The organism is Paenibacillus sp. TY11 (genome assembly GCF_059772165.1).
Map to the genome: position 1 here is coordinate 198,953 of NZ_JCBAIQ010000010.1, position 24,435 is coordinate 223,387.

At 46.1% G+C, this 24,435-nt stretch carries 22 protein-coding genes; 16 read left to right on the plus strand and 6 right to left on the minus strand.

Annotation, left to right across the window (positions count from 1 at the left end; genetic code table 11):
* Positions 1–42: 42 nt before the first annotated feature.
* The 5 genes from AC6EJC_RS13750 (at position 43) to AC6EJC_RS13770 (ending at position 6,183) form a co-directional block, all read left to right on the plus strand.
* Entirely contained in the window at positions 43–1,842 is a 1,800-nt protein-coding gene (locus AC6EJC_RS13750; protein ID WP_444954437.1) for a sensor histidine kinase, read from the plus strand.
* On the plus strand, positions 1,839–2,906 hold the full coding sequence (locus tag AC6EJC_RS13755) for a response regulator transcription factor (protein WP_444954438.1): 1,068 nt from the start codon (positions 1,839–1,841) through the stop codon (positions 2,904–2,906). Before AC6EJC_RS13750 ends, AC6EJC_RS13755 begins: the two co-directional genes overlap by 4 nt.
* Positions 2,907–3,155: 249 nt before the next feature.
* Positions 3,156–4,436, plus strand: a complete 1,281-nt coding sequence (locus AC6EJC_RS13760; RefSeq protein ID WP_444954439.1) for an ABC transporter substrate-binding protein — start codon at positions 3,156–3,158, stop codon at positions 4,434–4,436.
* Between the two features lie 38 nt (positions 4,437–4,474).
* Positions 4,475–5,359, plus strand: coding sequence for a carbohydrate ABC transporter permease (locus AC6EJC_RS13765; RefSeq protein WP_444954440.1), 885 nt, complete (start codon positions 4,475–4,477; stop codon positions 5,357–5,359).
* Positions 5,356–6,183 (plus strand): carbohydrate ABC transporter permease, encoded by an 828-nt coding sequence (locus tag AC6EJC_RS13770; protein ID WP_013308681.1) that lies wholly within the window; start codon positions 5,356–5,358, stop codon positions 6,181–6,183. Before AC6EJC_RS13765 ends, AC6EJC_RS13770 begins: the two co-directional genes overlap by 4 nt.
* A gap of 234 nt (positions 6,184–6,417) precedes the next feature.
* Here the strand turns inward: AC6EJC_RS13770 and AC6EJC_RS13775 are convergent, their stop codons facing one another.
* Complete coding sequence (locus AC6EJC_RS13775; RefSeq protein WP_444954441.1) at positions 6,418–6,804, minus strand: hypothetical protein; 387 nt, start codon at positions 6,802–6,804, stop codon at positions 6,418–6,420.
* Between the two features lie 186 nt (positions 6,805–6,990).
* Here AC6EJC_RS13775 and AC6EJC_RS13780 point away from each other — a divergent pair, with 186 nt between their 5' ends.
* On the plus strand, positions 6,991–8,037 hold the full coding sequence (locus AC6EJC_RS13780; protein WP_444954442.1) for a hypothetical protein: 1,047 nt from the start codon (positions 6,991–6,993) through the stop codon (positions 8,035–8,037).
* A gap of 318 nt (positions 8,038–8,355) precedes the next feature.
* On the opposite strand, the gene AC6EJC_RS13785 is transcribed toward AC6EJC_RS13780, so the two are convergent.
* A complete protein-coding gene (locus AC6EJC_RS13785) occupies positions 8,356–11,655 on the minus strand; it encodes a DUF5695 domain-containing protein (RefSeq protein WP_444954443.1) in 3,300 nt (1,099 codons plus the stop codon).
* A 128-nt stretch (positions 11,656–11,783) separates the two neighbouring features.
* A complete protein-coding gene (locus AC6EJC_RS13790; protein WP_444954444.1) occupies positions 11,784–12,512 on the minus strand; it encodes an HAD-IIB family hydrolase in 729 nt (242 codons plus the stop codon).
* 73 nt (positions 12,513–12,585) lie between these two features.
* On the opposite strand from AC6EJC_RS13790, the gene AC6EJC_RS13795 reads away from it, so the two are divergent.
* A complete protein-coding gene (locus AC6EJC_RS13795; RefSeq protein ID WP_444954445.1) occupies positions 12,586–13,248 on the plus strand; it encodes a Crp/Fnr family transcriptional regulator in 663 nt (220 codons plus the stop codon).
* An 80-nt stretch (positions 13,249–13,328) separates the two neighbouring features.
* Positions 13,329–13,967: a pentapeptide repeat-containing protein gene (locus AC6EJC_RS13800; RefSeq protein WP_444954446.1), complete on the plus strand. Its 639-nt coding sequence runs from the start codon at positions 13,329–13,331 to the stop codon at positions 13,965–13,967.
* 9 nt (positions 13,968–13,976) lie between these two features.
* On the opposite strand, the gene pdxR is transcribed toward AC6EJC_RS13800, so the two are convergent.
* A complete protein-coding gene (gene pdxR / locus AC6EJC_RS13805; protein WP_444954447.1) occupies positions 13,977–15,491 on the minus strand; it encodes a MocR-like pyridoxine biosynthesis transcription factor PdxR in 1,515 nt (504 codons plus the stop codon).
* Positions 15,492–15,606: 115 nt separating this feature from the next.
* On the opposite strand from pdxR, the gene AC6EJC_RS13810 reads away from it, so the two are divergent.
* The 8 genes from AC6EJC_RS13810 (at position 15,607) to AC6EJC_RS13845 (ending at position 22,365) form a co-directional block, all read left to right on the plus strand.
* Positions 15,607–16,218, plus strand: coding sequence for a pyridoxamine 5'-phosphate oxidase family protein (locus AC6EJC_RS13810; RefSeq protein WP_444954448.1), 612 nt, complete (start codon positions 15,607–15,609; stop codon positions 16,216–16,218).
* A gap of 352 nt (positions 16,219–16,570) precedes the next feature.
* Positions 16,571–17,155 (plus strand): TetR/AcrR family transcriptional regulator, encoded by a 585-nt coding sequence (locus tag AC6EJC_RS13815; RefSeq protein ID WP_444954478.1) that lies wholly within the window; start codon positions 16,571–16,573, stop codon positions 17,153–17,155.
* A gap of 114 nt (positions 17,156–17,269) precedes the next feature.
* Positions 17,270–17,371 (plus strand): hypothetical protein, encoded by a 102-nt coding sequence (locus AC6EJC_RS13820; RefSeq protein WP_014599460.1) that lies wholly within the window; start codon positions 17,270–17,272, stop codon positions 17,369–17,371.
* 345 nt (positions 17,372–17,716) lie between these two features.
* On the plus strand, positions 17,717–18,172 hold the full coding sequence (locus tag AC6EJC_RS13825) for a MerR family transcriptional regulator (RefSeq protein WP_444954449.1): 456 nt from the start codon (positions 17,717–17,719) through the stop codon (positions 18,170–18,172).
* A 40-nt stretch (positions 18,173–18,212) separates the two neighbouring features.
* Complete coding sequence (locus tag AC6EJC_RS13830) at positions 18,213–19,442, plus strand: MFS transporter (RefSeq protein ID WP_444954450.1); 1,230 nt, start codon at positions 18,213–18,215, stop codon at positions 19,440–19,442.
* A gap of 27 nt (positions 19,443–19,469) precedes the next feature.
* Complete coding sequence (locus tag AC6EJC_RS13835) at positions 19,470–19,898, plus strand: universal stress protein (protein WP_444954451.1); 429 nt, start codon at positions 19,470–19,472, stop codon at positions 19,896–19,898.
* Between the two features lie 43 nt (positions 19,899–19,941).
* Positions 19,942–21,360 (plus strand): aldehyde dehydrogenase family protein, encoded by a 1,419-nt coding sequence (locus AC6EJC_RS13840; protein WP_444954452.1) that lies wholly within the window; start codon positions 19,942–19,944, stop codon positions 21,358–21,360.
* 438 nt (positions 21,361–21,798) lie between these two features.
* The gene (locus AC6EJC_RS13845) at positions 21,799–22,365 is read left to right on the plus strand and encodes an NAD(P)H-dependent oxidoreductase (RefSeq protein WP_444954453.1); all 567 of its coding nucleotides are present in this window, start codon (positions 21,799–21,801) and stop codon (positions 22,363–22,365) included.
* 111 nt (positions 22,366–22,476) lie between these two features.
* Here the strand turns inward: AC6EJC_RS13845 and AC6EJC_RS13850 are convergent, their stop codons facing one another.
* Positions 22,477–23,340 (minus strand): hypothetical protein, encoded by an 864-nt coding sequence (locus AC6EJC_RS13850; protein ID WP_444954454.1) that lies wholly within the window; start codon positions 23,338–23,340, stop codon positions 22,477–22,479.
* A 569-nt stretch (positions 23,341–23,909) separates the two neighbouring features.
* On the minus strand, positions 23,910–24,374 hold the full coding sequence (locus tag AC6EJC_RS13855) for an AbrB/MazE/SpoVT family DNA-binding domain-containing protein (RefSeq protein WP_444954455.1): 465 nt from the start codon (positions 24,372–24,374) through the stop codon (positions 23,910–23,912).
* Positions 24,375–24,435 lie beyond the last annotated feature (61 nt).

The window sequence follows — 24,435 nt, forward strand, 5'->3', positions numbered from 1 at the left end:
CGGGGCGTTTTCGCATATGGCTGAATAGAGGAGTGCATCGCTATGCCAACCCGAGCAGTCCGCTGGTTCCGGGCGTTAACGGCCCCGTATCGACGCAGCATTCAACTCAAGCTGATCTTGACGATGATTGTTCTATCTGTGCTGCCGGTCATTGCCGTCACGGTGCTGGCTGCGGAGAAAAGCAGAGCATCTATGGAAACCGAAGTGGTAGAGACGAACATGTCCAATATGAATTGGACGGGGATCTATATCAGTGACCAGTTAGATCGTCTGAATCATCTGATTTACAGCATTCAGATCAGCCCTGATCTGAGCGATTATTTGAATGAGCGCGAGCCTGACAACCTTTCAAGCCAATTTAATGCCCAGCGAAAAATGCTGAATACGCTGGCGAATGTGTATTATTCGGCCGGGAGTCATGTGATCGGTATTCAGCTTTATTTGAAGCAATCGCAAACCCTGTTTACCTTCAATAGTATGCAAAATGAAATTACGACGGTGAACGGTATTCCCCCGCAGTATGCCGAGATGTGGCAAGCGAATAAGGATTATTCGATTCGCCCAAGCCCTGCTGACCCGGAACGCTTTACACTGACGCGCAGTATTCGGCGTTTTGAAGACCAGAAGCAGACAGGGGCTATTTCATTGGATGTATTGTGGTCGCAATTCGATCAGACGCTGGGCCTGCTGGGACGAGGGGATCAGCATCAGGTGCTTATTACAGATGCGGATGGCAGGGTTATGTATCCAGCTCAGGCTCGTCAGTCGCCTCCTCCTGCAAGTGTGCTGACAGCTCTTCGTGACGTTAAGGCGGGCCCCGGCATGATTCAAACGGCTGAACATTATGTGTTCTATAATGATCTGGATGTGGTTGGGCTGAGGCTGGTCAAAATCGTACCCACTTCCTCCATTAACCACAGCGCCTTTTCAACCATGCTGTATGGCATTATCGTAGGCGTGATTTCTATCCTTGTTTCCATCTGCATTGCCGTTTTCATCGCATGGCGGACCGCACGTCCGATTGTTCATTTGGCGCGTTCGGTACAGGAGCTGGATATGATCAAGGGGCCGATCGGAGAGCCAAGTACACGCCCGGATGAGATTGGGTTGCTGGAAAGAAGTCTGCATGGGATGGCAGGCCGAATCCGCGAGCATATCCAGACGGAATACAGTATAAATTTGCAAAAAAAGACGGCTGAATTGAAAGCGCTCCAAGCGCAGATCCATCCGCATTTTCTGCAAAATACTTTGCAAATGATCGGAAGTATGGTATTTTCCCAAAAGCCGGAGGACACCTATGAAGTAATCCGGTCGTTGAGTGAGATGTTCCGTTACGTGGTGCGGGAACCTCAGGATATGGCCTCTTTACGCGCAGAGCTCGACCATGTGGGGCACTATATGCGCATCCAGCAACGGCGATTTCCGCAAAGATTGGTGTTTCAGGTGGAGACGGAAGAACAGGCGATGGATATTCGTCTGCCCAAGTTATCGCTTCAGCCATTGTTGGAAAACGCGTTTCAGCACGGTTTTGATCGCAAGGCGGGGGCATGGCGAATGGGAATTCGGGTGGAGATTGTGAAAGAAGATGTGTGTATTACGGTTTATGATAATGGTAGCGGCATGGCCCCGGACAAGCTGGAAAAAGTACAGGCAAAGCTGGAAAAAGTATCGGAGGAACCGATCTGGGCGCAGGGTAGTCATATCGGATTAAGCAATGTGTCTTCACGCATACAAATGAATTTTGGAGTGCATTACGGAGTGACGATAGATAGTGAGCAGGGAGTCGGTACACGTGTCACCATCCGCATTCCATTCACCTCAGCAGAGGAGGGAAAAGTATGATCAGGGTATTAATTGTGGACGATGAGCCGTGGAACCGCGATATTCTAAAGACATTTGGCACATGGGAAAAACTTGGAATGTTGGTGGTGGGTGAGGCTGAGGACGGAGACGAGGCGTTCAGGCTGGTCGGGGAGTTAGCTCCGCATATTGTGATTACTGACATGCGCATGCCGGGTGCGGACGGAGTGGAGCTGCTGCAAGCGTTGAATAACCATTGTCCTGATGTGAAAATCATTGTCGTGAGCGGTTATGACGATTTTGCGTATGCCAAACATGCCATCCGTTACAAGGCCGTCGATTATTTGCTAAAGCCTGTCAATCCTGCTGAGCTGAATGCGGTGCTGCTCAAATGCAAAAACGATCTGGAGGTCAAGGCGGCTGAACAGCAGCAAGAAGCAACGGAGCTGGATTATGAGTTTTTTCACAAGTTAACCCGGTATAAGCAACTGCTGCGTCTTTATTTTAATGAGCTGAACCGTGACGGGGTGAACATAACATGCAGGCAGGTTGTGCAGGAGCTGGAGAGTTATGGAGCACCAAGTCCACATATACTAGGCAGGCTGGTGCAGGAGCTTCTTTCCCTGCTTAAAGAGCTGGCAGCGGATAACGGGCTGGATACTTCTACGGCAAAGGCTGGATTTCCGCTGTCGCCGGATGCACTATCTTCTGCAGACCAAGCGCTGGAATTCGTATCGGCATGCTATGGTCAGGAACTGGATCAGCTCATCCGGCAGCGGAAATACAAAAACAAGCTGAATTTGGAGGAGGTACGGCGGTATATCGACAGTCACTTTGCTGGGCCGATTACACTGGAGCAGTTGGCAAAAAACTTTTTTGTGAGCAAAGAGTATATGAGCAAGGTATTTAAGCAGGAGTATGGTCAAAATGTAACAGACTACATCGTAGAGCGAAGAATGGAAAAGGCGCGGGAATGGCTGGCCAATAAACAGATTTCAATTAAAGCAGTTGCGGAGATGGCAGGATATGAGGATGTGTCTTATTTCTATCGGGTATTTAAAAAGCATTTTGGCATGGCACCCGGTGAAATGAGGAAGGAGCATTAATATAAAGAGATAACAACCGTAGTTTAAAAAAATCCAATTCAATAAGCTAAGGGTGTCCAATGGCAGAAGTGACCTCCCACCCTATAATGAAAGCGTATACAAAATATGCGCTACAGAGGATTTAGCCTCTATGCAGCTCACCCTCAGATAGCATGATTAGAGGTTGAGGACCGACAGCATAGCTGCATGAAATCCTAACTGATAGCCAGTAGGTAACCGTTATTTTCAAAATAGGGGAGGTCATTTTTCATGAAAATGTGGAAAGGTGTATTGAGCACGATGCTGGTTGGCTCGTTATTGGCCGGGTGTGGAGCGAATTCTTCAGGCAGTGACAGCAGCGGTTCCGGTGGAGACGGCAAAACGGTGAATCTGAAAATGTTTATTGCTCAGCCCCGTTTGAAGGAGCACTACGATAAATACATTAATGCGTTCGTATCGAAAGAGAAGAAAGATAAAAATATCGACGTTACGGTTCAACTGGAGATGCCGCCTGCTGACAACGCCCCACAAATTTTGAAGACAAGACTCGCATCCAACGATGCGCCGGACGTATTCGCATTGCACGCGGTGAATGAAATTCCACCCTTTTACAAAGCGGGATATTTGGAGGATTTGTCCAGTCAGCCTTTTGTCAGCAAATTAATGGATAGTGTGAAGCCTTCGGTGACAACCAAAGACGGCAAGGTCGTAGCGGTTCCTTTGGAAACGATCTCATGGGGCTACTTGTACAATAAAAAGATATTTAAGGATTTGGATTTGAAGCCGCCGGGAACGTTGACCGAAATGAAGGCTGTGGTTGAGAAGCTGAAAGCGAATAATGTGAAACCGTTCCTGTTGTCCTACAAGGAATCCTGGATTCCACAGCTGTTCGTGCCTCTGACAGCAGGTGCGATGATGAACACACAGAATAAAGATTTTATCGAACGGATGAATCAGGACAAAGGCTCTTTTTCCGAAATGAAGAGCATGTTCGATATTATTGATCTGGTGAACAGCAACGGTACAGACAAGGCACTGGAAATCGGCGGGGATGATGGATCGGCAGCGTTTGCTTCGGGTAAAGCGGCGATGTGGATTCAGGGACCGTGGTTTGCGGAAACGATTTTAAAATCTGATCCGAAGATGGATTTTGGGGTAGCACCGCTGCCGATCAATGACGATCCGAATGCGACATTGATCAATCTGTCCACCTCGACTTCGCTGGCTGTATCCTCTACAAGCAAGAATAAGGAGGTTGCGCTCGATTTTGTTAACTATGTGCTGGATGACAAGGATTCCAGCGCGTTCTATGAAGCATTGAAATTTAACCCGATCTCCAAAGTGCATACGTTTAAAAGCTATCCTTGGGTTAATGACGCTACCGAATATGTGAAAGCAGGTAAGTCGTACCAAGATCCATCTATCCCGCAAGCGGTCAAGGACGAGGCAGGCAAATCGCTACAATCTTACTATGCAGGCCAACTCACGCAGGATGATGTCATTAAGGCGCTGGATAAGGCATGGAAATCGTATAACAAAGTGAACAAGTAACGGTAACCTATAGAATTACACCAGGAGGGAGAGACTCCATGCCTTTTAAAATCTATAAAAAATACGTCATGCTACTGGCGTTTACAGCCCCGGCGCTGATCTTTTACGCCATCTTCCTGCTCATTCCAACGATCAGCGGCATGTACTACAGCTTTACAGACTGGAACGGATTGAATCCCAATTACAGCTTTATCGGCTTGGGGAACTTTGTGGAATCGTTGAAGGAAGACCCCGATTTTCTCAATTCCCTTTGGTTTACCCTTAAATACGTATTGGTCATGATTGTGCTGCAAAATGTACTGGCACTGGCTCTAGCAGTGTTGATTGAGTCGCGTACACGTACCAAAGGATTTTTCCGGACGATATTTTTCATGCCCAATATGATCAGTACCATTATTAGCGCATTTATGTGGACATTCGTTTTTTCCTCCGTGCTGCCACAGATCGCCGAAAAGACGGCTATCGCCTTTTTGGGCCAATCGTGGCTGGGCGATCCGAAAGTATCTTTCTTCTCTATCATTATTGTGTCGCTCTGGAATGGTGTGGGCTATATGATGATCATTTATCTGGCTGCCCTTCAGGGTGTGCCACAAAGCTTGAAGGAGGCTGCTATTATTGACGGAGCGAACGCATTTCAGACATTGCGAAGCGTAACGCTGCCGATGATTACCCATGCGATTACGATCTGTTTCTTCCTGACGCTGAATGGTGCCTTCAAGGTGTATGAGGTCGTATACGGACTGACTGGCGGGGGGCCGGGGCGCAGTACACAGGTGATTACGATGAATATTTATGAGGAGGCGTTCTCCAACAACTTCCGTTATGGTTATGCGAGCGCCAAATCCGTTATTTTGTTCGCAATCGTTCTCATTTTCACCCTGATTCAGCTGCGTGTCATGAAGAAGAGGGAGGTGGAGGCATGAGGCTGAAGAAAGCCAATTCCTTGCTGATTACGCTGATTCTGTGCGTGGGCGCTGTCGTGTCCTTCTTCCCAATCTACATGGCGGTAATTAACTCGTTTAAAACACAGGGTGAGATGTTTGCATCCTTTACGGCGCTGCCGACGAAGCTTCACTTTGAAAATTACAGTCAGGCTTTTCATCAGACTCATTTGCTGAACAGCGCTCTTAATTCCACGATTATTTCTTTTATCGGTATTGGTGGTATTGTGATCTGTTCGGCACTGGCAGGCTACAAGCTGTCTCGTACACAGGGGAAACTGAGCAGTGCGATTTTCTTCCTGTTTGTCGCATCGATGCTGGTACCGTTTCACTCTATTATGATACCGCTTACACGAATGGCGAAAGATTTGTCCGTTCAAGGCAGTACGTACGGCTTGGCCCTGATCTATATCGGCTTGGGTGTGAATATGGCGATCTTTTTGTATCATGGATTCGTCAAATCCATCCCGCGTGAGCTGGAAGAATCCGCGCAAATGGACGGCTGTAATGAGTTCCAAACGTTCTTTCGCATTATATTTCCTTTGCTGCTGCCGATCACAGTTACCATCGCGATTTTGGATTTTCTGTGGATTTGGAATGACTTTTTGCTTCCACTGTTGATGCTGACGGATGTGAACCATTACACCCTGATTCTCTCGACCAATATGCTGTTTGGAGAGTACAACAAGGATTGGTCGCTTATTTTGGCTGCACTCGTGCTGACCTCCATCCCGGTTATCCTGATCTATGCATTCTTTCAGAAATTCATCATGGAGGGCATCGCGGAGGGAGCGGTTAAGGGATAACTGGAGACGGCGGGCAGTCAGATGGTACTTCCCATCGCCCTCATAACATAAATATCAAAGCCTTCCTATAAACAAGGAAGGCTTTTGTTTTGGAACGACTGCACATCCAACGTTACTTTGAGAAATTACTTATAATGAGCATTTTGCATAAATCCCAAGAGCGTTTTCAAATCAGTAATATATAGATCGAAACGCTTTAGTTCGTCTATATATTGTACTTACGAGCGTTGGAAATCAATTATGCAAAATGCTGATAATTAAAAATAAAAGCGAAATGATGATCAAAAATAGATATATACTAGAAATCCGTTTTCCGATTGTAGCTCCAAACTCTTTGGGATTTTTATATCCAATGATTAAACTGGGAATAAAAAAAATACTGGATAGAAAAATGGTGTAGTGAAACCTAGTATTATCAACACTGTTAGACCAGGCGGGCAATCCTAAAAAGGAAAGCAACTGGTCTCCCAATATGTAATTGCCAAATTCGAAAGAAACAGCCATACCAAGAAGAGATAAAAGCAGTGAAAGTGATCCCCAACCTATTTTTTTTCTGTTTTTTCTTAACAATTCAAAGATAATCAGTAAAATTACAATTGCTTGTATGCTGTATGTCAACATGATTGGAAAACATAAAGTACCTCCTTAAACATCAGAATCCAATGATAAGATGTCAATTTCGGAAATGAGTATACCATTTTTTGGAATGCTTTCATATGCCTTTCAATACAGCGATCGTAAGATCAAATGGAACGCGAAGCGCCTTCAGCCATACAATATTTCATCTGAATGTAAAAGGAGATGATTATGTTGGCTACCTTCTCGGCCGCGCTTCAAGTGAAAAAGCGGATGGCCAAGCGAGTGCTAAAATTATCCGGTGTCCACGGCATTGGCGTAGGATACAAGGACCCTGCTCATCCCAAAAAGGGAGCCGCAGTCATTGTGTACACAGACCGTCTCGTGTCGGCCTCTACCGGACTCCTATCGGCCACCGCATTAGGAAAGAAAACGAACGTTCCTGTCCGGATTGTAAAAACCGGAAAGATCAGAGCCAATGCTACAAACTACAGGGCGCGCATACGCCCGGTCATCGCCGGCTACAGTGTCGGGACGATTGAAGGCTCCGGTACAACCGGACTCATCGTTGCCCCAACTGGAGCGCCGGCTACACGTTATGTTTTTAGCAATAACCATGTCCTCAATCCCTCCAATACAGACAATCGGGAGGCTACAATTCAGCCAGGCGGAGCCGATGGGGGAACGGCTACCCAGGATCGTATAGGACGGCTGTATCGTTATGTGCGCTTGAATCCAACCGGAACGAACCTGATTGATGCGGCGCTTTCCCTGCCGACCAGCAACAGCTTGCTCAGTCCGCGTTACGCCACCGTAGGAGGGGTTCCGGGCCATGTGACTGCTTACCGTGTAGGAGAAAGATTTAAGAAGGTAGGGCGTACGACCGGGCGGGTCAATGGAACAGTGGAGTCCGTCTATACGGACCTGCAAATTAATTATGGCGGAAGCCTGGGCCTGCTGACCTTCGAAGATCAGACTGTTATTAGAGGTACCACTCCTGTATCACTTCCCGGAGATTCCGGCTCTGTCTGGCTCAGACAGTCAGATAATTATGCAGCTGCGGTCAACTATGCAGGCACGGCAGATGGTCGCTTATCCATAGCCTTTCCGGTACAGTGGTCCATGCAGGTATTCAACACACGTGTAGCCCGCCCCAACGGGGCAGGCAGGGTGCTCAGGATAGATACAGGATCTTCCCCTCGTTCTTATACTAGGCAACTCACCAGTGAGGAACTGGCTCGCTTAAGACCCAGAACGACACGCATTAGACGGAGCTAAACGCCTTGCAGATGGAAAAGCCGCCGCTGATCATCCCGGTGAAGCGGTCGCTTTACAAGCTTTCCATAGGAAGGCTCGCTTCGGAAGCATCATCTCCCCGGATTTTTCCCCTGATTACAGATTTAATTCAAGAAATCCGGGGACGGAGGCGATGGGAAGCACCGTCCGTCTGCGCAGTGGCAGCAAGGTAACTTTTGAGTCCAGCTTATATAGCAAGAATGATTCACGATACAAATCATTCACGATATCAATCATTTAAGACACAAATCATTCACAATCTAAAACGTTAACGGCATGAAATGAATGCATAAATACATTCTAATCTGCTCCTTCAGCATATGAACGGGCTCCCATATCATGGGCTGTAATGGTGCTGCTTGCTGTGGCCAAGCCCCGTATTTCCTGAGCAGTCAGAGCCCTGTTGTAAATGATCAGCTCATCCACCGCACCGTTCAGATAGGGATCATCAAACTGGGATTTTCCAATATAGTTCCGATCTGTCAGCCCAAGGCTGGAAGGCTTCAGCGTCATGTTCGTGTTACGCGTCGCCTCTACACCGTCCACATACATAATTCCCGTATTGCCTGACAGAGTCACGGCAACATGCTTCCAGACCCCTGTTGCCAGTTCCGGAGCGTTCAACTGCTGTTCCACTCCGTTCCCCGAGACGGTGATGGCAAAGCGCATACCTGTCCCCTCGGCCTTGGGTGTCAAAAACATATACCGATCCGTGCCTGCTCCAAAATCAAACAGACGGGCCCAACCGTTATGCGTGTTCACCCGTACCCAAGCTGCAATTGTAAAGTCATTTAAGCTGCTAAATATACCACCGGGCAGGCTGACATAGGCGTCTGTACCGTTAAAGTGCAGGGCGTTGCCTTTCCGTCCGGCTCCCCACAAGCCTCCACTTACACTGGCCTGCTGTCCATAACCTGACGAATCGGCTGCGGTAGATCCGGCCGTTTCGTTAAATTCATAACGGGCTACAATGTCTCCGGCGGGAGCCGGATTGCCTGTACTCGACTGAATACGGATATCGTAGTTGGCTGCCGTACCGATATTCAGTCTGACCTTGGTCTCAGAGCTGTTAACAGCCGTGACTGAGCCGGTTTTTGTGCCGTCTACGAGCACGTCATACGTACCTGCCGCGAGTCCGGTCAAGCTCAGAACGGTGGTATGAGCCGTGCCCGGTGTTGTATTTTTTAACGTCAGGCGGATGTTGTTCTTGGACTTGGACACGATGGCCAAGCTATATTGGTCCCGGTTCAGCTCCAGACTCAGCCTTTGGGTGATCAGATGCAGACGTTGGAATACCCCGTCCTTTGGAGTGATTGTGTAGCTGTTACTGCTTTCTGTAACGTCACAGCCATAACCGAACAAGCCGAATATCGGATCGACAGCAACATCCGAGCTTAGCACTTTAATCGCTCCAAACAGCCCCAGATCGGCTTCGCCAGACATGCCACGCCATCCGTTAAAGAGGGGACCACCATCCAGACCAAGAGCCCCATAATTGCCCTTGCCCGCCTGATACGTCCACGATACCGCACCGATATTGGCAGGATCAGAGCTGATCTGTCCCGAGTTAATCGCCCCGATGTTCGCCAGCTTGGCGGCATAGGACAGGCGTTGGTCCACTTCGGGCTTGGACGAATGCCGGCGTGTCCAGTCATCCATCGCATAGCCCGCCAGTGAGGTGGTGTACTGGAAGTTCCACCAATTCTCTCCGGTGATTGTGACCGGATCGGCGTAATAGTACCAGACAGGCATATGACCGCGTGCAGCGCGCGTTTTGGCGTTGATTTTGCTCATCATCGTCGTGTTGTTGTTCATTTTGGCGAGTGTATATACCGCTTCTTCGCCTGTATTGTCATAGTTATACTCAGAGCCATAGGGATAGGTGGTGTTTTTGAAATTGTTGTACTTGGTAGCCATTTTGGCAATCAGGTCGTTGGCCTCGGTGGTCAAGCCTTCTTCCTGAAGCGCTTTAATAATATCCGGTGTGGTTAGCTCACCCATGAGTCCCGTGTTCCAGTTATAAGCAACAGGGCCTTCATACAGCGCTTTGAAAATACGGTAAGCACGTAGCAAATATGTGTTTTTGCTATTGCGATAGCTGATCAGGTTGGGATACAGCTTGGCAAGTTTATACATGCTAAAAAACGTATTGTAAATATGCGGATAGGCATAGCCCCGGTACGTTGGTGTCGTATTAGGTTGCGGCATCAGGAAATCAGGAACCAGATAATCGGTATGATGGCCTTCCATCAGATTCGTCCAAATGGCCACCTCCAGATAATCATCGACTGCCTTGATCTCAGATGCCACGGGCTTCTGAACGTTTTTCTCCGCTAGAAACTGACCGTGAGTTAATCCCCAATCGTCACCCCAGCCCCAGTAGCCAGCAAAGCTGTTGCGTTTGGCCTTATATTGCATCATCCAGTCATCAAACACCTTGTCCCGCAGGTCGCCCGGCACGTTCCATTGGGTGCTGTTGACCATAAAGGTAGAGTGGCGCTGAAGTGCAGCGTCGACTGGCTCGACGGCATAGAACTGGAGAACGGTTTTTTCGCCGTTACCGTAGTTCACAGTAATATTGTTGTGTCCCAGTCGTCCCAGTGTAAGTTCATATATTTTATGATTTGTAGGGGCTGTTTCCAGATAGCTGATGGTCGTTTCAGACGGATATTGCGCTGTGACAGAGGTAATGGATTTGCTGGTATGCAAATCGAATTTAGCCTTGAGATTCGTCGGGAAAATCATACCCGGAACCACGGTCACATCCACATGTCCCTCGCTGTACAACCTGTCCTTCACGGCCTGCTCGTCCGCTACCTTGAAAAATTTAAAGGCATACGTTTTGCTTTCGCCAGGGGCCAGCGACAGACTGGTGTTGGAAAGATAGCCACGGTTGGTGCTCTTGATGACATTGGAGTGGATATAGAACACATTCAGTCCTTCGGACCAGCCGCCTTGCTCCATAGCCCATGTGCTGCCGGGATGCTCTTCGATTCTCCAATGGTCCTGATATTCGAGACCCGCGCCTGTAGAGCCATCAGGGATAAGTAATAAATACGGCCCGATGCCGCTAGGGCGTCCAGCGGTAATAAAGGAACTGTTATTCCCTACAAAGGAGTGGGAGAGTACCCTGGTTTCATAGATTTGTTCGTTATTGCCGCCGGACCAAAATTCGTTGAAAGGAAGCGGCAGCCCCCAATCTCCGATTTCCAGCGTTTGATTAGAGGTATTCGTTACTTTCATTTGCCAATGTAAATAGTCGTTAACCAACGAATAGGTTTCATGTAAAGTGAAATTACGTATTCCCTGAGAATTCGAAGAATTTTGATAGGATACCTGAACACTGTTGCCAGAAGAGATGATCTTACGGACATCAGCAGAATTGCTTGTCCATGCCCGCGTCCACGTCCCGTTACCAAGACGATATGTGAACATAAGCTCACCCAGCCACTGATGATCCGACGTATTTTGATTAGGTGCGTTCGAGCCGTTCATGACATAATTCGTATTGAATGTGTCTCCTACTATGCGTAAGGAAGAGATATCGCCGTAATCTCCTACCGAGATGGAGAATACTTGATTAGATAGCTGTACTGCCATTCTATCAACCTCCTTAAAAAGGTTCGTGAGCGTACTCTCACAACGTTAATATATGTAAGAGAAATGCTTTTGCTACCCTATGAGTGGAGATTGGTAGGAAATAGATTCATATATGCTTCTATTCAACATTATCCATATTGATATGCTAATTCTTGAATTCTGCTAGCAGCATTTGCAGGTGTAACAGTTTCATTAGCATATATTGAAACCGGATGATTACCCACACAAACACTGTAAATCGCTTGTTCAAATAAAACTCTATCGTTCGTATCGTTTCCAAAAGCAACATATTCAGTAATACCCAATTGATTTAATCCTTTTGCTTTATCAATACCTGGCGGGCTAATATCAATCAATACTTCTGTATGGTGTTCAAATAAAGACACGTTCATCAATTGTAATAAATCCTTTACTTCATCTGTTGGAGAAAACATAACCATCTTTGAAATGCCGTTTAATTGATTTAGTTGCTTATTGCTGGCCTTTTTTAAGGGATCGATATTTCGGTAAATGGAATGATGTTCATCCCCCGTATAGCTATAATTCCAATCACTATCAGCCAAGTATCGCAAGTTGTGTGCCTGTGTGATTTCAACTAACTGTGCCTGAATTTCTTTTGAAAAATAAGTGACGCCTATTTGTTGATCTGCATAAGTGAATGCTCCATTACCACCAACCATACGAAAATGGTGATATTCCTTTGGTAAAATAGGTAATAAATCGCGAATCGGTCTTGCGGATGCAAAGATGACTTCATGTCCTTGCTTTATACATTCATCTAAAGCGTGACAAACTTGCTCATCTAGCGGTTGGCCTTTAAAACAAATGGTTCCATCCAAATCAAAAACAAAGTTCATTTGATTCACCTCTATTTATACATATAAGAGACTTTTGGTAAAATGAGAAGGACAGATGTCCCGGAGGTAATAGATGAATATTCAAAAAGCTTGCGAACATTTCCAAATCCCGATACCTTTGTCTATACTGTCATTATGCAAATGGCTCACAATTTCTCCTCAAGCAACAATTCTTCAAGCAGGTGATGAGATTGCAGGACTCTACTTATTAGTCGAGGGGAGATATTATGTAACCACCAAAGAGGTTACTGGAAAAGAGCTGTTACTGCGATACTGCCATCCTTTATCGATTTTAGGAGATATCGAAATACTGCAAAATTGCGACATCCAATCGGATTGTATTGCGGCTACAGAATGCTCGTTTATCTTTATTCCGTTGTCCGTTTATGAAATGCATTTGCAACATGACGGCGCATTCTCCAGACTATTACTAAAAGAATTGGCATACAAGCTACAGACATGTACGATTTCCTCCAGAGTGAACGCTCTAGCATCAGTTGAAGCACGGTTTGCAGCTTATTTATGTACCATTTATTCAAATGCTTTTACAAAAGAATATCTATTGACATCAAATTTGAATGAGGTTGCTTCATTAATCGGTACAACAAAAAGGCATTTAAATCGAATCATTAAGAAATGGGAGGAACAACAAATCCTCTCACGGGTCAATGATGCGCTTCAAATCATTAATTGGGGGAAATTATACACTTTATCTGAAAATATACGCTATGAGTAACCATGCCTACTACATACAAAAAGCAGCTATAAAGTTTGGTTTATCGTATGTCGGTATTCGTGCTCAAGAGATGAGGTATTATGAAAATTAAAATGGAGTTACCGAAGATTCCTGCGGACTTACCCGTATTAAACGAAGAAATGTACTCCTTACGTTCCAAAGACGAATATAGTATGGGGTCCGTAGAGGATATCATTATGGACAATGTGGAAGCGGTTAAGGTTTCATTGGATAAGATGACCTTTAAAAATGTAACCATCATGGAATCGTCATTGCCGGAAAGTGAATGGACAGACGTCATTTTTGATAAATGCGATCTGTCTAATGTTAATTTTTCCGGTTCCTTTATCCATCGGGTAGAGTTCAGGAATTGTAAATTGCTCGGAACGGATTTTTCCAGAAGCAGGCTCCAAAACGTTCGTTTTCTGAATTGCTTAGGAGATTATTCGATATTCCGTTTTGCTAATTTCAAGCAAGTGGGTTTGGAGGATTGTTCTTTGGTAAGTGCCGATCTTTATCATTTAACACTACAAAAAACCTCTTTTGCCCGTTGCAATCTGGATCAGGCGATGCTATCGGGGTCCAAACTCAAGGGGATTGATCTGAGCGATTGTGAATTTGATGGGTTACAGGTGGATATAGAAGACTTGAATGGCTGCATCATCTCACCGCATCAGGCTTCATCATTTGTGGGACTGTTGGGGCTAGTGATTAAATAAGGGGGTCCCTCACTGATTTTTAATACTATCCCAAGCATGGCGCAGACGGTTAAACCCTTCAATAATTTGCTGCTCTGTTAAATGGGCAAAGATAAAGCAGGCAGATGGAGGACCTGGGGTCAGTTGGTAATCAACGGCATCACGCCATGTGACTCCGTAAAATCGTGCTGTCTGCATCAAATGATGATATTGGGCAGACTCATGCTTCCAGATGGCATAGGCGTGTAGTCCGCAATCGTTCTGATGCCAGTGAAACAGTTCACTCAACTGCTGTATTTCACGCTGGAACACGTCGTAGCGTGATCTGTATATTCGAGTCATCCGCCGCAAATGGCGAACGAAGTCGCCGCGCATCATAAAACGTGCCAGTGCGCGTTGTTCCAAACGGGCAGGCGGCAGGGGATCGTATAGTCGTTTGGCAGCTGTCAACGCTTGGGCCAGTTCAACAGGCAGGATCGCAAACCCGAGTCGAAGACTGCTGAACATGCTTTTGGAAAAGGAACCAACATAGATAACACAATCCGCGCGATCCAGTGCTTTCAACGGTTCAATGGGTCGCCCTTCCCAGCGGAATTCACTGTCATAATCATCTTCGATGATCCACGCACCTTTGGATATCGCCCATTGCAAAATATGTTGACGACGTGCTAATGGCAACACAGCACCGGTTGGAAACTGTCGTCCCGGTGTAACAAACAGCAGTTTGGAATCCCAATCCTGTGGGACAATTCCTTGCTGATCCAGTTCAGCAGCCTGAATCTGTCCGCCCGAGGCCGTAACCGCACGGTAAATGCCGGAATAACAGGGATTTTCCAATATGATTTGATCCTGTTCATCAATAAGCAACTGGCATAACAGGGTAATCACTTCCATGGAACCACTGCATAATACGACTTGGTCCGGGTGGGCCGTAATCCCGCGTGTTCTGCCAACATGATGGCAAATCGCTTCACGCAGCCATTCATCACCGCTCACTGATGCAGTCGTCGAGTCAGCCGAAGGTTTCTGCAGGTCTTTGCCTGCGGCAGCCATTGCACTTTTCCATGCGATCTGTGAGCTGCCTTCCAATACTACTTCTCCTGCTTGAAAAGAAATCAAAGCCTGTTGCGTACCGTCTCTATCCGTAGCAGAAGCAGGAGACGACTGTAAGTCTCGTCCCCTTTCGATCTGCATTATTCGTTGTCCCCATGCTGACAGAGCAGGGGCTTTTTGCTTTGCAAAAGGTGGATTTTGGTTCTGCTGGTCGATTGGAGATTCGCCTGGCAGCATCGCAGTCTGTTCCATAACAAAGGTTCCTTTGCCTACTACCGAATCTACATATCCTTCTGCCAATAGCATATCGTATGCTTCTTTAACACTCCCTCTTGAAATTCCATACATTACAGCCAGATCACGACTGGAAGGCAGGCGCGTACCGCCAGCAAGGGAACCGTTGAGAATCCCGTCCCGGAGGGCATGATATAATGCTAAATATTTAAGATGATATTTTTGAATGGCACGCTGATAAGCAATCGTAATATCCATACCCTTCTCCTTCTATTGGACCACTCATTTTCGTTCATATTGGATCTTTTTATTAATCCATTTTCAACATAATCTGAAATGTATCGTTGGTCAATAGATGGAAGGAGAGTTACCCATGAGAAGAAAAGAATTTACGGTGGCAGAAGAAGAGGAAATAGAACAATTTCTGAGCGAGGTCAGTTTCGGATTTTTAGGCATGAATAGCGAGGATGGTTTTCCGCGTGTGGTCCCCTTGAATTTCGCTTATGGAAATGGCGTTTTTTATATTCATGGCAGCCGCGCTGGAGAAAAGATGGAACGGATGAAGGATGACAACCGGGTCACATTTTCCGCCGCCAAAGAGTATGCACTGATTCCGTCTTATTTTACGGATGAACATATGGCATGTCCGGCGACTTCATTTTTTAAAAGTATTACCGTGCGTGGTCATGCGGAGCATGTAGTGGATCTGGAAGAAAAAGCATCGGCATTTTCCATTTTTATGAGTAAGCTGCAACCGGAAGGCGGGTATGATACGATCGATGCCAGCGATTCTCGATATGCTTCACGTTTGAAAGGGGTCGCTCTGATCAAAATTGTACCGGATGAATGGACTGCCAAATTTAAATTCGGTCAAAATGTCAAAGGCCAGGAACGTCAGCAGATTATCGCCGGCTTGCAAAAACGGGGGCTGGATGATGATCTGACAACGATTGAGATGATGCGCAAATATTGTCCTCATCACTGATATATATCGAAAGTCAGGATTTTGCAAAATTCGATTTCAGTCGCTCCGAAGTGCAATATATAGACGAACTACACCATTTCGATCTATATCTTGTTCATTGGAAGTCGCTTATTGGATTTTTGCAAAATCCTCAAGTATAAATATTTGAATTCGACGTAATAATTCCTGCTCGCTCATCGTCTAATTGGTTAATTATACCTTGAAGGAAGTTGCCCTTGATTTTCCAAAACTTTCAGTTCTTCTGTATTAGGACTTTTGAAGGACAGGTATATATCATCCTCAAGCCCATTGTTCTTACTGCAAAGGAACTTTATAATACGATAGATTTGTGGCGTAAGGGGGCAAGACCGTGATAAGAGCAGGAGTCAGAAGTCGGGAAAGTCGACGGTTGTTACTGGAAGCAGGGGCTGAAGAGTTCGCTCAGACGGGGTTTTATCAGACAAAGGTAAGTTCGATTGCGGCACGTGCAGGATTGACGCAGCCGGATTTTTATATTCATTTTGAAAGCAAGGAACAGATGTATGAGGAGCTTGTTGAGACCTTCCGTACTTTGGTGAATGAGACGGTACAAGGCATGAAGGTAGGCCCGGATCAAAGCGAAGCTGAAATTTTGAAAAGGGGACAAGTGTTTCTGGAAGCTATTTTTCGCATGTTGTCTAATAATCCGGCGATCACTCGTGTCGGATTTTACCAGGCGGCAGACTCGGTGCGCATTAAGGCGGAAATGGCCGAGCACATCAAAAAGTATCTGCTGGCGGCGCAACGATGGGGTTTCTGTCGTGAGGAACTGGACCCTGAACTGACAGCAGAATGCATGATCGGCTTAATTGAACGGCTGACGTTAACTAAATTGCTGCCTGGACGCGAAAGTCCGTCTGTACTTGCCAAGCAGGTACGAAACCTGCTGTATCACGGTATGCTGGCGCCCGAAGAATAATGGAACTGCACGAAACCAAACCTACATTTGGGCGGTAGGCGCGGCATTTGTCCCTATCATGGATGGCGGCATAAGCATAAGATGCTTTTGTAAACCATGAAGGGAGGAATCAGCATGTCTGGAGTAGGCGCTGGTTATGGAGCTTTTACATCTACAGGAGCGATTCTGGTACTTTTCATTCTGCTCGTTATTATTTCCAAAGCATTCGTTATCTAATTCGTAGCTCAAGAATTTGATTTCGGGCGATTTGTTGTAATCGACAGAGGGAGGAGGAATTTGAGATGGGTGAAGTAGAAAGAGGCTGTGGCGGTGGCGGCTACGGCATGTGGACTTCCACGGGTGTTATTCTGGTACTCTTCATTTTGCTGGTTATCATCACACGTACCATTTTCATCTAAAGCTATAATCATGGATTTGAGCACCGATGTTTCGGATCTATGACATGCAAAAACAGGAACCGTCTCCAACAGAGGCGGTTTCTTTTTGTGCGGAAGTTAACGTTGACGTTAACGTTATATAGGCGTAATATTTATATATAATCTTTTTCATAAGGTGGGTGTCATGGTTACGTATAAAATTGATGAGGTCGCCAAGCAAAGCGGTTTAACCAAGCGAACCATTCGTTATTATGAGGAAATCGGTTTATTGCCCTCTCCGCAGCGCAGTGAAGGAAATATGCGGCTGTATACGCAGGAGGATGTGGATTTACTAAAAAAAATAGTGAGTGCCAAGGAAGTGCTTGGTTTCTCCTTGCAAGAGCTTCAGCGTTACATGTCCGCAGCGGAAATGCTCAAGGGTCAGCGGGAGGAATATCGTGAGCGAACGGAGCATTTGCAACCGAACGAGCGACGGGCCATGTTGGAGGATATGGAAGGTACGCTGAACGAACAATTGGAGATGATGGAGGGAAAAATCAACAGTATCCGTATGCTCCAGACTGAGCTGGAGGAGTTGCGGATCAGGGTTCGTGAACGGAAGGCTCTGCTCGATGAGGAGCTTGGCAGCGACCCGTCATAACAAGAACATTTACATTCAGATGTGGGGGTAACATCATATTATGAGTTCACAACATGCATTACCTGAAGAGTTAAAAGGTCCTGATGAGTTAAAAAAACAATCAGGCTTGCTGTCTCAGCCCAAAGCAGTATGGGCGGTCGCCTTTGCCTGTGTTATTTCATTTATGGGTCTGGGATTGGTCGATCCGATTCTTCCGGCCATTGCCGATCAGCTTCATGCTACGAAAAGCCAAGTGTCATTGCTGTTTACCAGCTATAATCTGGTGACAGGCGTTGCGATGCTAATTACGGGCGTCGTATCTAGTAGATTGGGTGTCAAATGGACGCTACTAACCGGGATTTTGTTTATTATTGTGTTTGCTGGACTGGGTGGCACGGCCAATACGGTTGGCGGAATTGTGGGCTACCGGGCAGGCTGGGGTTTGGGGAACGCTCTGTTTATCGCAACAGCGTTGTCTGCGATTGTAGGTTTGTCTACTTCTGGAACGGCTAAAGCGATTATTTTGTATGAAGCTGCATTGGGCCTCGGGATTTCAGTGGGTCCGCTGCTTGGTGGTGAGTTAGGTTCCATCTCCTGGCGCGGTCCGTTTTTCGGTGTAGCCGGACTGATGGTTGTGGGATTTTTGTTCATTACGTTTATGCTGCCTTCGATTCCAAAGCCCAAAAAGCGTGGATCCATTGCGGATCCGTTTAAAGCGCTTAGTTATCCGGCCTTGCTCACGCTCGGCATTGTAGCATTGTTATATAACTTTGGATTTTTTACGTTGATGGCGTATTCTCCATACGTGATGCATTTAGACGAGCATGGTTTGGGTTATGTGTTTTTTGGCTGGGGAATTATGCTGGCCTTTACCTCGGTGTTTGTGGCACCGAAGATTCAAGCACGCTTGAGCGTGGTATCTTCCATTAGTATCATGCTGACGCTGTTTGCCATTGATTTAGGTGTTATGGCGATTGGGACGATAGCAGGTTCGCCAACGACTGTAATTGTCGCCGTAATTGTGGCTGGTATTTTTCTGGGGATTAACAATACATTGATCACAACCGCTGTTATGCAGGCTGCTCCAGTGGAGCGCTCGACAGCATCTGCGGCTTACAGCTTCATGCGTTTTTTGGGCGGAGCAATTTCGCCGTGGCTTGCAGGGAAGCTGTCAGAGTGGTACACAGCAGAAACTCCGTTTTATTTTGGGGCATTGATGGTACTGATTGGTGTAGCTGTGCTGATCGTACGTCGTCGACATATGCAGGATATTCAGGTGGATGCACACTAAGATTGAACTTCTGAGGAGGAAAAGAGTATGAGCGAATACAAACATATTCTGGTCGCGATTGATGGTTCGGAACACGCTATGAAGGCGTTGGAGACAGCCAAAACGTTGTCCAAGCAGCTTCAGGGGAACCCGCATCTGACCGTATTGCATGTAAATCCGGCTTTAACCATGAATGAACCTCCGGTTGGGATTGATGTGGATGAGCGGATCGAAGAGGAAGGTCGTCATATCTTGGAACCTGCATCCGACTATTTGAAGGATGAGGGCATCTCTTACCGTATGCTGGCGGGTCATGGTGATCCGGCGAGTGTTATTTGCGAAAGTGCAAAGCAGGAGAAGGCGGATCTGATTATCATGGGCACGCGGGGAAAAGGACTGGTTTCCGAAATGATACTGGGCAGCGTGAGCCATCATGTGATTCAGCATGCACCTTGTCCGGTGCTGACGGTAAAATAGATGGTACAAGGAACGTTAATATAGAGAGAAGGAGGAAATAAGTATGCAGCAGCATTTATTTATTGATGGTGAATGGAAAGCAGCTTCATTGTATACGACATTAAAATCACCGTATTCCGGGGAAGTCATTGCTGAGGTGGCAGAGGCCACAGCAGAGGATGCCAAGGCTGCTATTCAGGCAGCCTCTGCTGCACGCTCGAAGATGCGGGCCATGCCAGCACACCAGCGGTCAGCTATTTTGGAGAAGCTGGCTGGCCTGCTGGAAGAGCGGCGTGAGGATGCAGCGCATATCATTGCACGCGAAGCGTCCAAACCATGGAAGGCTGCGCTGGCGGAGGTTGACCGGACGGTGCAAACCTACAAGTTCGCAGCCGAAGAAGCCAAGCGGATTCACGGGGAAACCATTCCGTTGGATGCCGCACCGGGCGGCGAAGGCCGTATGGCCTACACGCTTAAGGAGCCGGTTGGTGTGGTCGGAGCCATCACACCCTTTAATTTCCCGATGAATCTGGTCGCTCATAAAGTTGGTCCCGCGCTGGCAGCAGGCAATACGGTCGTATTAAAGCCTGCCGAGCAGACCCCGCTTTCGGCTTACTTGATCGCGGAGCTGCTGGAGCAGGCCGGATTGCCTGCAGGCGCTCTTAACGTGATCAGCGGCGACGGCAAAACCATTGGCGACGTACTTGTTACTGATCCGCGCGTCAGCTATATCACCTTTACCGGTAGTCCGGCGGTCGGTACAGAAATTCGCTCCAAGGCTGGCTTGAAGCGTGTCACGCTGGAGCTGGGTTCTAACGCGGCCGTTATTATCGACCGTGATACGGATGTAGACGCGGTCATCGACCGTTGTGTGAGTGGAGCCTTTGCCAATCAGGGGCAGGTATGTATCTCGGTTCAACGTATTTACGTTGTTGACGAACTGTATGATACCTTTGTATCCCGGTTTATAGAAGCGACTCAACGTCTAAAAATTGGAGATCCGCTAGAGCCGGACACGGACGTATCCGCGCTCATTTCAGCCAAGGATGTCCGACGTGTCCGTGAATGGCTGGAGGAAGCGGTTCAAGCGGGTGCGAAGATCGCTCTGGGGGGGCAAGCCGAAGGAGGTATTCTGGAGCCGACCGTTTTGCTCAATGTGGACCCGACTTCCAAGGTGTCCTGTCGCGAAGTGTTTGCCCCGCTTGTGCTGATTCATTCTGTTAGCTCTATAGATGAAGCTGTAAACCATGTGAATGATTCGATTTATGGCTTACAGGCGGGAATTTACACACGTAATATCACGACTGCGCTGGATGCAGCGGACAAGCTTGAGGTGGGGGGCGTGATGATCAATGACATTCCAAGCTTCCGTGTCGACCATATGCCATATGGCGGTGTGAAGCAAAGTGGCACCGGACGCGAAGGTGTAAAATACGCCATGGAAGAAATGCTGGAAACGAAGCTGGTCGTCATTAAAAGATAAGTAGTTTCTTACCATAAGGCAGCAGGTGACTTTGTCTGTGAAAAGACGTAAAAACGTAATTATGCAAAAGCCTATCTGATGGACATAGAAAATACGCTTGGCGTATGTCTGCTCATCAGACGGGCTTTTTTCTCCCCTTCTTCGCGATAGTAACTGCTATTGGATCAGACCTTTTTATAATCTTTTATATAAAGTTGAACAAAAAGCACTTGCAAAGTAAAAAGGAATATACTATACTGAGGTCAATCATTAGTAATTGATCAATCACTAACTCGATTAACAAGCAAAGGAGGTGGTATTCATGAGCAAGATTCAACTCAAGTTCATCGATGGTATCTTTATTGGGATTATTGGTTTATGCATATTCAGTTGGTTGGGGTAGTATAAAGTTAAGTAATTGATCAATCACTTATTTTTTTATAAATGGAGGGAAAAACAATGAAGCATCTTATTATTTACGCACATCCATCCCAGGGAAGTTTTAATCATGCGATTTTGACTACGGCGGTCGAGGGGTTAAAGCAAAAAGGACATGATGTCGTTGTTCGTGATCTATATGCTATCGACTTTCAACCTGTGGTCAGCAGCAGCGAGGTCATTGGAGGAATTGGAGAAGATATTGTACGGGAGCAGGAGTATTTGCAATGGGCAGAGGTAATCACTTTTATTTATCCTATTTGGTGGACGGGGATGCCAGCCATTATGAAAGGGTATATTGACCGCGTATTCTCATACGGATTTGCTTATAAATATGTAAATGGGGTGCAAATGGGACTGCTAAAAGGGAAAAAAGCGATTATTCTCAATACGCAAGGGAAATCACATGCGGAATATGCCAGCATTGGCATGGATCAAGCACTTCGCTTGACCTCAGACAAAGGAATATTTGAATATTGTGGACTTGATGTCATGTATCATATATTCTTCGAGTCAGTACCCCAATCCGATGAGGATACACGCAAGACGTGGCTTCGCCAAATTGCAGACATGGCCAGCAAAGCATAATGAAAATAGGTTAAGGAGAAGAAGGCTTGTAATATTAAGCCTTCTTCTTTTGGAATGTGCAATAAATATGTTTGATAGTGCAGTAAAACTGAATTGGTAATTTAACAGGGCCTATATAGTGATATCTATGCCTTGAGTATGAATGCTTACCGAAGATTTAGATAGCTCGATGGCCTGAGCAAACAATTGATCGAAGGATTTACGGTCCACAAGCCCCTTGTACGAGACAACGTTATCCATCGCGTCCAACTCCTTGCTTTTCACCTTGCTGGTGACGGCCTCAAGGGTGTGTTGATCCAAGTTGTTTGCTTTTTGGAATTCACTTCTGACTTGGGACAGAGTGGAGCCATAATTTTCGAGCTTCGCCAATGCGTTAGCAAATAGGCTTCGGATATCGTCGCTTTCAGTAATATGGTCAAGTCCTAATGTTTGGGGACTCACATCCAACAGATTGACATCCGTCTGCTGCGTTGTACTATCTTTAGGCTGGATAACCTCTTGAAATGCTCCATCGGTGGCTTTGTTATACATTTTGGCAGTTCCTTTTAAGAATCCCCCATATAAACCTGTAATCGTATCCGTCATTTCTTGAAGATGTTCCTTGATTTCAGACTTCGCTTGCTCCTTATACTCTGAAGATGCGTCACTTTGGTCAATCTTATCCAGTTCATCCAGCCAAGGATCTACCGAGTTTTTCAGGCTTTGATGCAATGCAGTATATATTCCTTGTACGACCCCTAATCCCCGATCAATGAGAGCGCTTTGAGTCAATCCATCATCTAGTGCACTTTTGTTATTCATTTGCTTCAAATCCAGCATTTTCTCTGTACGTTCACTTTTTTCAGCCTGGGCATTCTGCTGCATACGGGCAGCAATCTGTTGGTTGAGCTGTTGAACTGTCGAATTATTGATTGAATTGCCTTGTTTGCTGATGCGATTGAAAGCTACTGGCAGAGATGCATTGTTTAACCTCATGAAATTCGTACCTCCTATGTATATTGAATATGAATACGCATACTCTATCAATATCGGCAGAGATCGAGAAAAATTAAAGGAAAGTGCACACGCATTCGTATACCCTCCCTGTTAAACAAGCATTCTAATTAGTGATAGGCAGGTCTGACCTGTATTCATCATTTTTTCCAAAATAATACGCCACGCTTGGCCGCTGCCATAGCTTTTGGTGAAGGGATGATATAGAGGTGTTTTCACCTTTTTGGGCTTCATTTACCGCTAGGTTGTGCAGTTTATTTTTGGTCAAGGGTGGTTTACTACAGAAAAATGAATAAATAAATGAAATGACCTTCTCTAATTAATGAAGGTCATTTTTTAAATTAAGGAATAACAATAAATTAAGCATAGCCTTTTGATATAGGCGTAATCGTTTGGAAGTCATCCAGTGGTTCTTTATACCTAGTATGAAATTCTTGCCATGGACGTCCATGCATTTTGTCGGTTAGCTATGATGCTGCGTATCACGGTTCAAAAGTAGCTGTACATGATGAAATCACTGATGTATACCTATGTAGGGTAGCAAGCTGTAGTTATAGCATTTTTTTGAGCTGGGATATACGGGCTTGGGAAACCTCAAGTATTTTGGCATATTCGTGCTGTGCTGCATTAGGGTGTTTTTGCATTAATTCTTTTAGACTTTCGATCATCTGTTGTGTCGATCGCCGCAGACGCTTGGACTCTTTAATAGACCGTTGTCCGTTAGATAAAGCTGATTTGGATGGCCTTAGGATAGGACTAAAATTTATCCCCTTCTTTAAACTTTCAATACATTCCCCGCAAATAAAACTATCTCTAAAATAAGTCAATTGTTCTGTTGAACCACACATTTTACACGTCACTCCGGTATATTTTCGAAAGGCGAGAATACCAGTTTCCTCATCTGCAAAAATCTCAACAGGATCACCCACATTGTAATCCATGGAAATTCGCATTTCTTTGGGAATGACGATACGGCCTAACGCATCTAAGGGGCGTGTCATACCTGTACTTTTCAAATGATAACCTCCTTTTTTTATATCCTTATAATACTAAATAAAGAGGATAAAAAAGAATAGG

Excerpts from the sequence above, each read along its gene's own strand:
- AC6EJC_RS13750 (WP_444954437.1), top strand. The coding sequence starts at position 43 with ATGCCAACCCGAGCAGTCCGCTGGTTCCGGGCGTTAACGGCCCCGTAT.
- AC6EJC_RS13755 (WP_444954438.1), top strand. The coding sequence starts at position 1,839 with ATGATCAGGGTATTAATTGTGGACGATGAGCCGTGGAACCGCGATATT.
- AC6EJC_RS13760 (WP_444954439.1), top strand. The coding sequence starts at position 3,156 with ATGAAAATGTGGAAAGGTGTATTGAGCACGATGCTGGTTGGCTCGTTA.
- AC6EJC_RS13765 (WP_444954440.1), top strand. The coding sequence starts at position 4,475 with ATGCCTTTTAAAATCTATAAAAAATACGTCATGCTACTGGCGTTTACA.
- AC6EJC_RS13770 (WP_013308681.1), top strand. The coding sequence starts at position 5,356 with ATGAGGCTGAAGAAAGCCAATTCCTTGCTGATTACGCTGATTCTGTGC.
- AC6EJC_RS13775 (WP_444954441.1), bottom strand. The coding sequence starts at position 6,804 with ATGTTGACATACAGCATACAAGCAATTGTAATTTTACTGATTATCTTT.
- AC6EJC_RS13780 (WP_444954442.1), top strand. The coding sequence starts at position 6,991 with ATGTTGGCTACCTTCTCGGCCGCGCTTCAAGTGAAAAAGCGGATGGCC.
- AC6EJC_RS13785 (WP_444954443.1), bottom strand. The coding sequence starts at position 11,655 with ATGGCAGTACAGCTATCTAATCAAGTATTCTCCATCTCGGTAGGAGAT.
- AC6EJC_RS13790 (WP_444954444.1), bottom strand. The coding sequence starts at position 12,512 with ATGAACTTTGTTTTTGATTTGGATGGAACCATTTGTTTTAAAGGCCAA.
- AC6EJC_RS13795 (WP_444954445.1), top strand. The coding sequence starts at position 12,586 with ATGAATATTCAAAAAGCTTGCGAACATTTCCAAATCCCGATACCTTTG.
- AC6EJC_RS13800 (WP_444954446.1), top strand. The coding sequence starts at position 13,329 with ATGAAAATTAAAATGGAGTTACCGAAGATTCCTGCGGACTTACCCGTA.
- pdxR (WP_444954447.1), bottom strand. The coding sequence starts at position 15,491 with ATGGATATTACGATTGCTTATCAGCGTGCCATTCAAAAATATCATCTT.
- AC6EJC_RS13810 (WP_444954448.1), top strand. The coding sequence starts at position 15,607 with ATGAGAAGAAAAGAATTTACGGTGGCAGAAGAAGAGGAAATAGAACAA.
- AC6EJC_RS13820 (WP_014599460.1), top strand. The coding sequence starts at position 17,270 with ATGTCTGGAGTAGGCGCTGGTTATGGAGCTTTTACATCTACAGGAGCG.
- AC6EJC_RS13825 (WP_444954449.1), top strand. The coding sequence starts at position 17,717 with ATGGTTACGTATAAAATTGATGAGGTCGCCAAGCAAAGCGGTTTAACC.
- AC6EJC_RS13830 (WP_444954450.1), top strand. The coding sequence starts at position 18,213 with ATGAGTTCACAACATGCATTACCTGAAGAGTTAAAAGGTCCTGATGAG.
- AC6EJC_RS13835 (WP_444954451.1), top strand. The coding sequence starts at position 19,470 with ATGAGCGAATACAAACATATTCTGGTCGCGATTGATGGTTCGGAACAC.
- AC6EJC_RS13840 (WP_444954452.1), top strand. The coding sequence starts at position 19,942 with ATGCAGCAGCATTTATTTATTGATGGTGAATGGAAAGCAGCTTCATTG.
- AC6EJC_RS13845 (WP_444954453.1), top strand. The coding sequence starts at position 21,799 with ATGAAGCATCTTATTATTTACGCACATCCATCCCAGGGAAGTTTTAAT.
- AC6EJC_RS13850 (WP_444954454.1), bottom strand. The coding sequence starts at position 23,340 with ATGAGGTTAAACAATGCATCTCTGCCAGTAGCTTTCAATCGCATCAGC.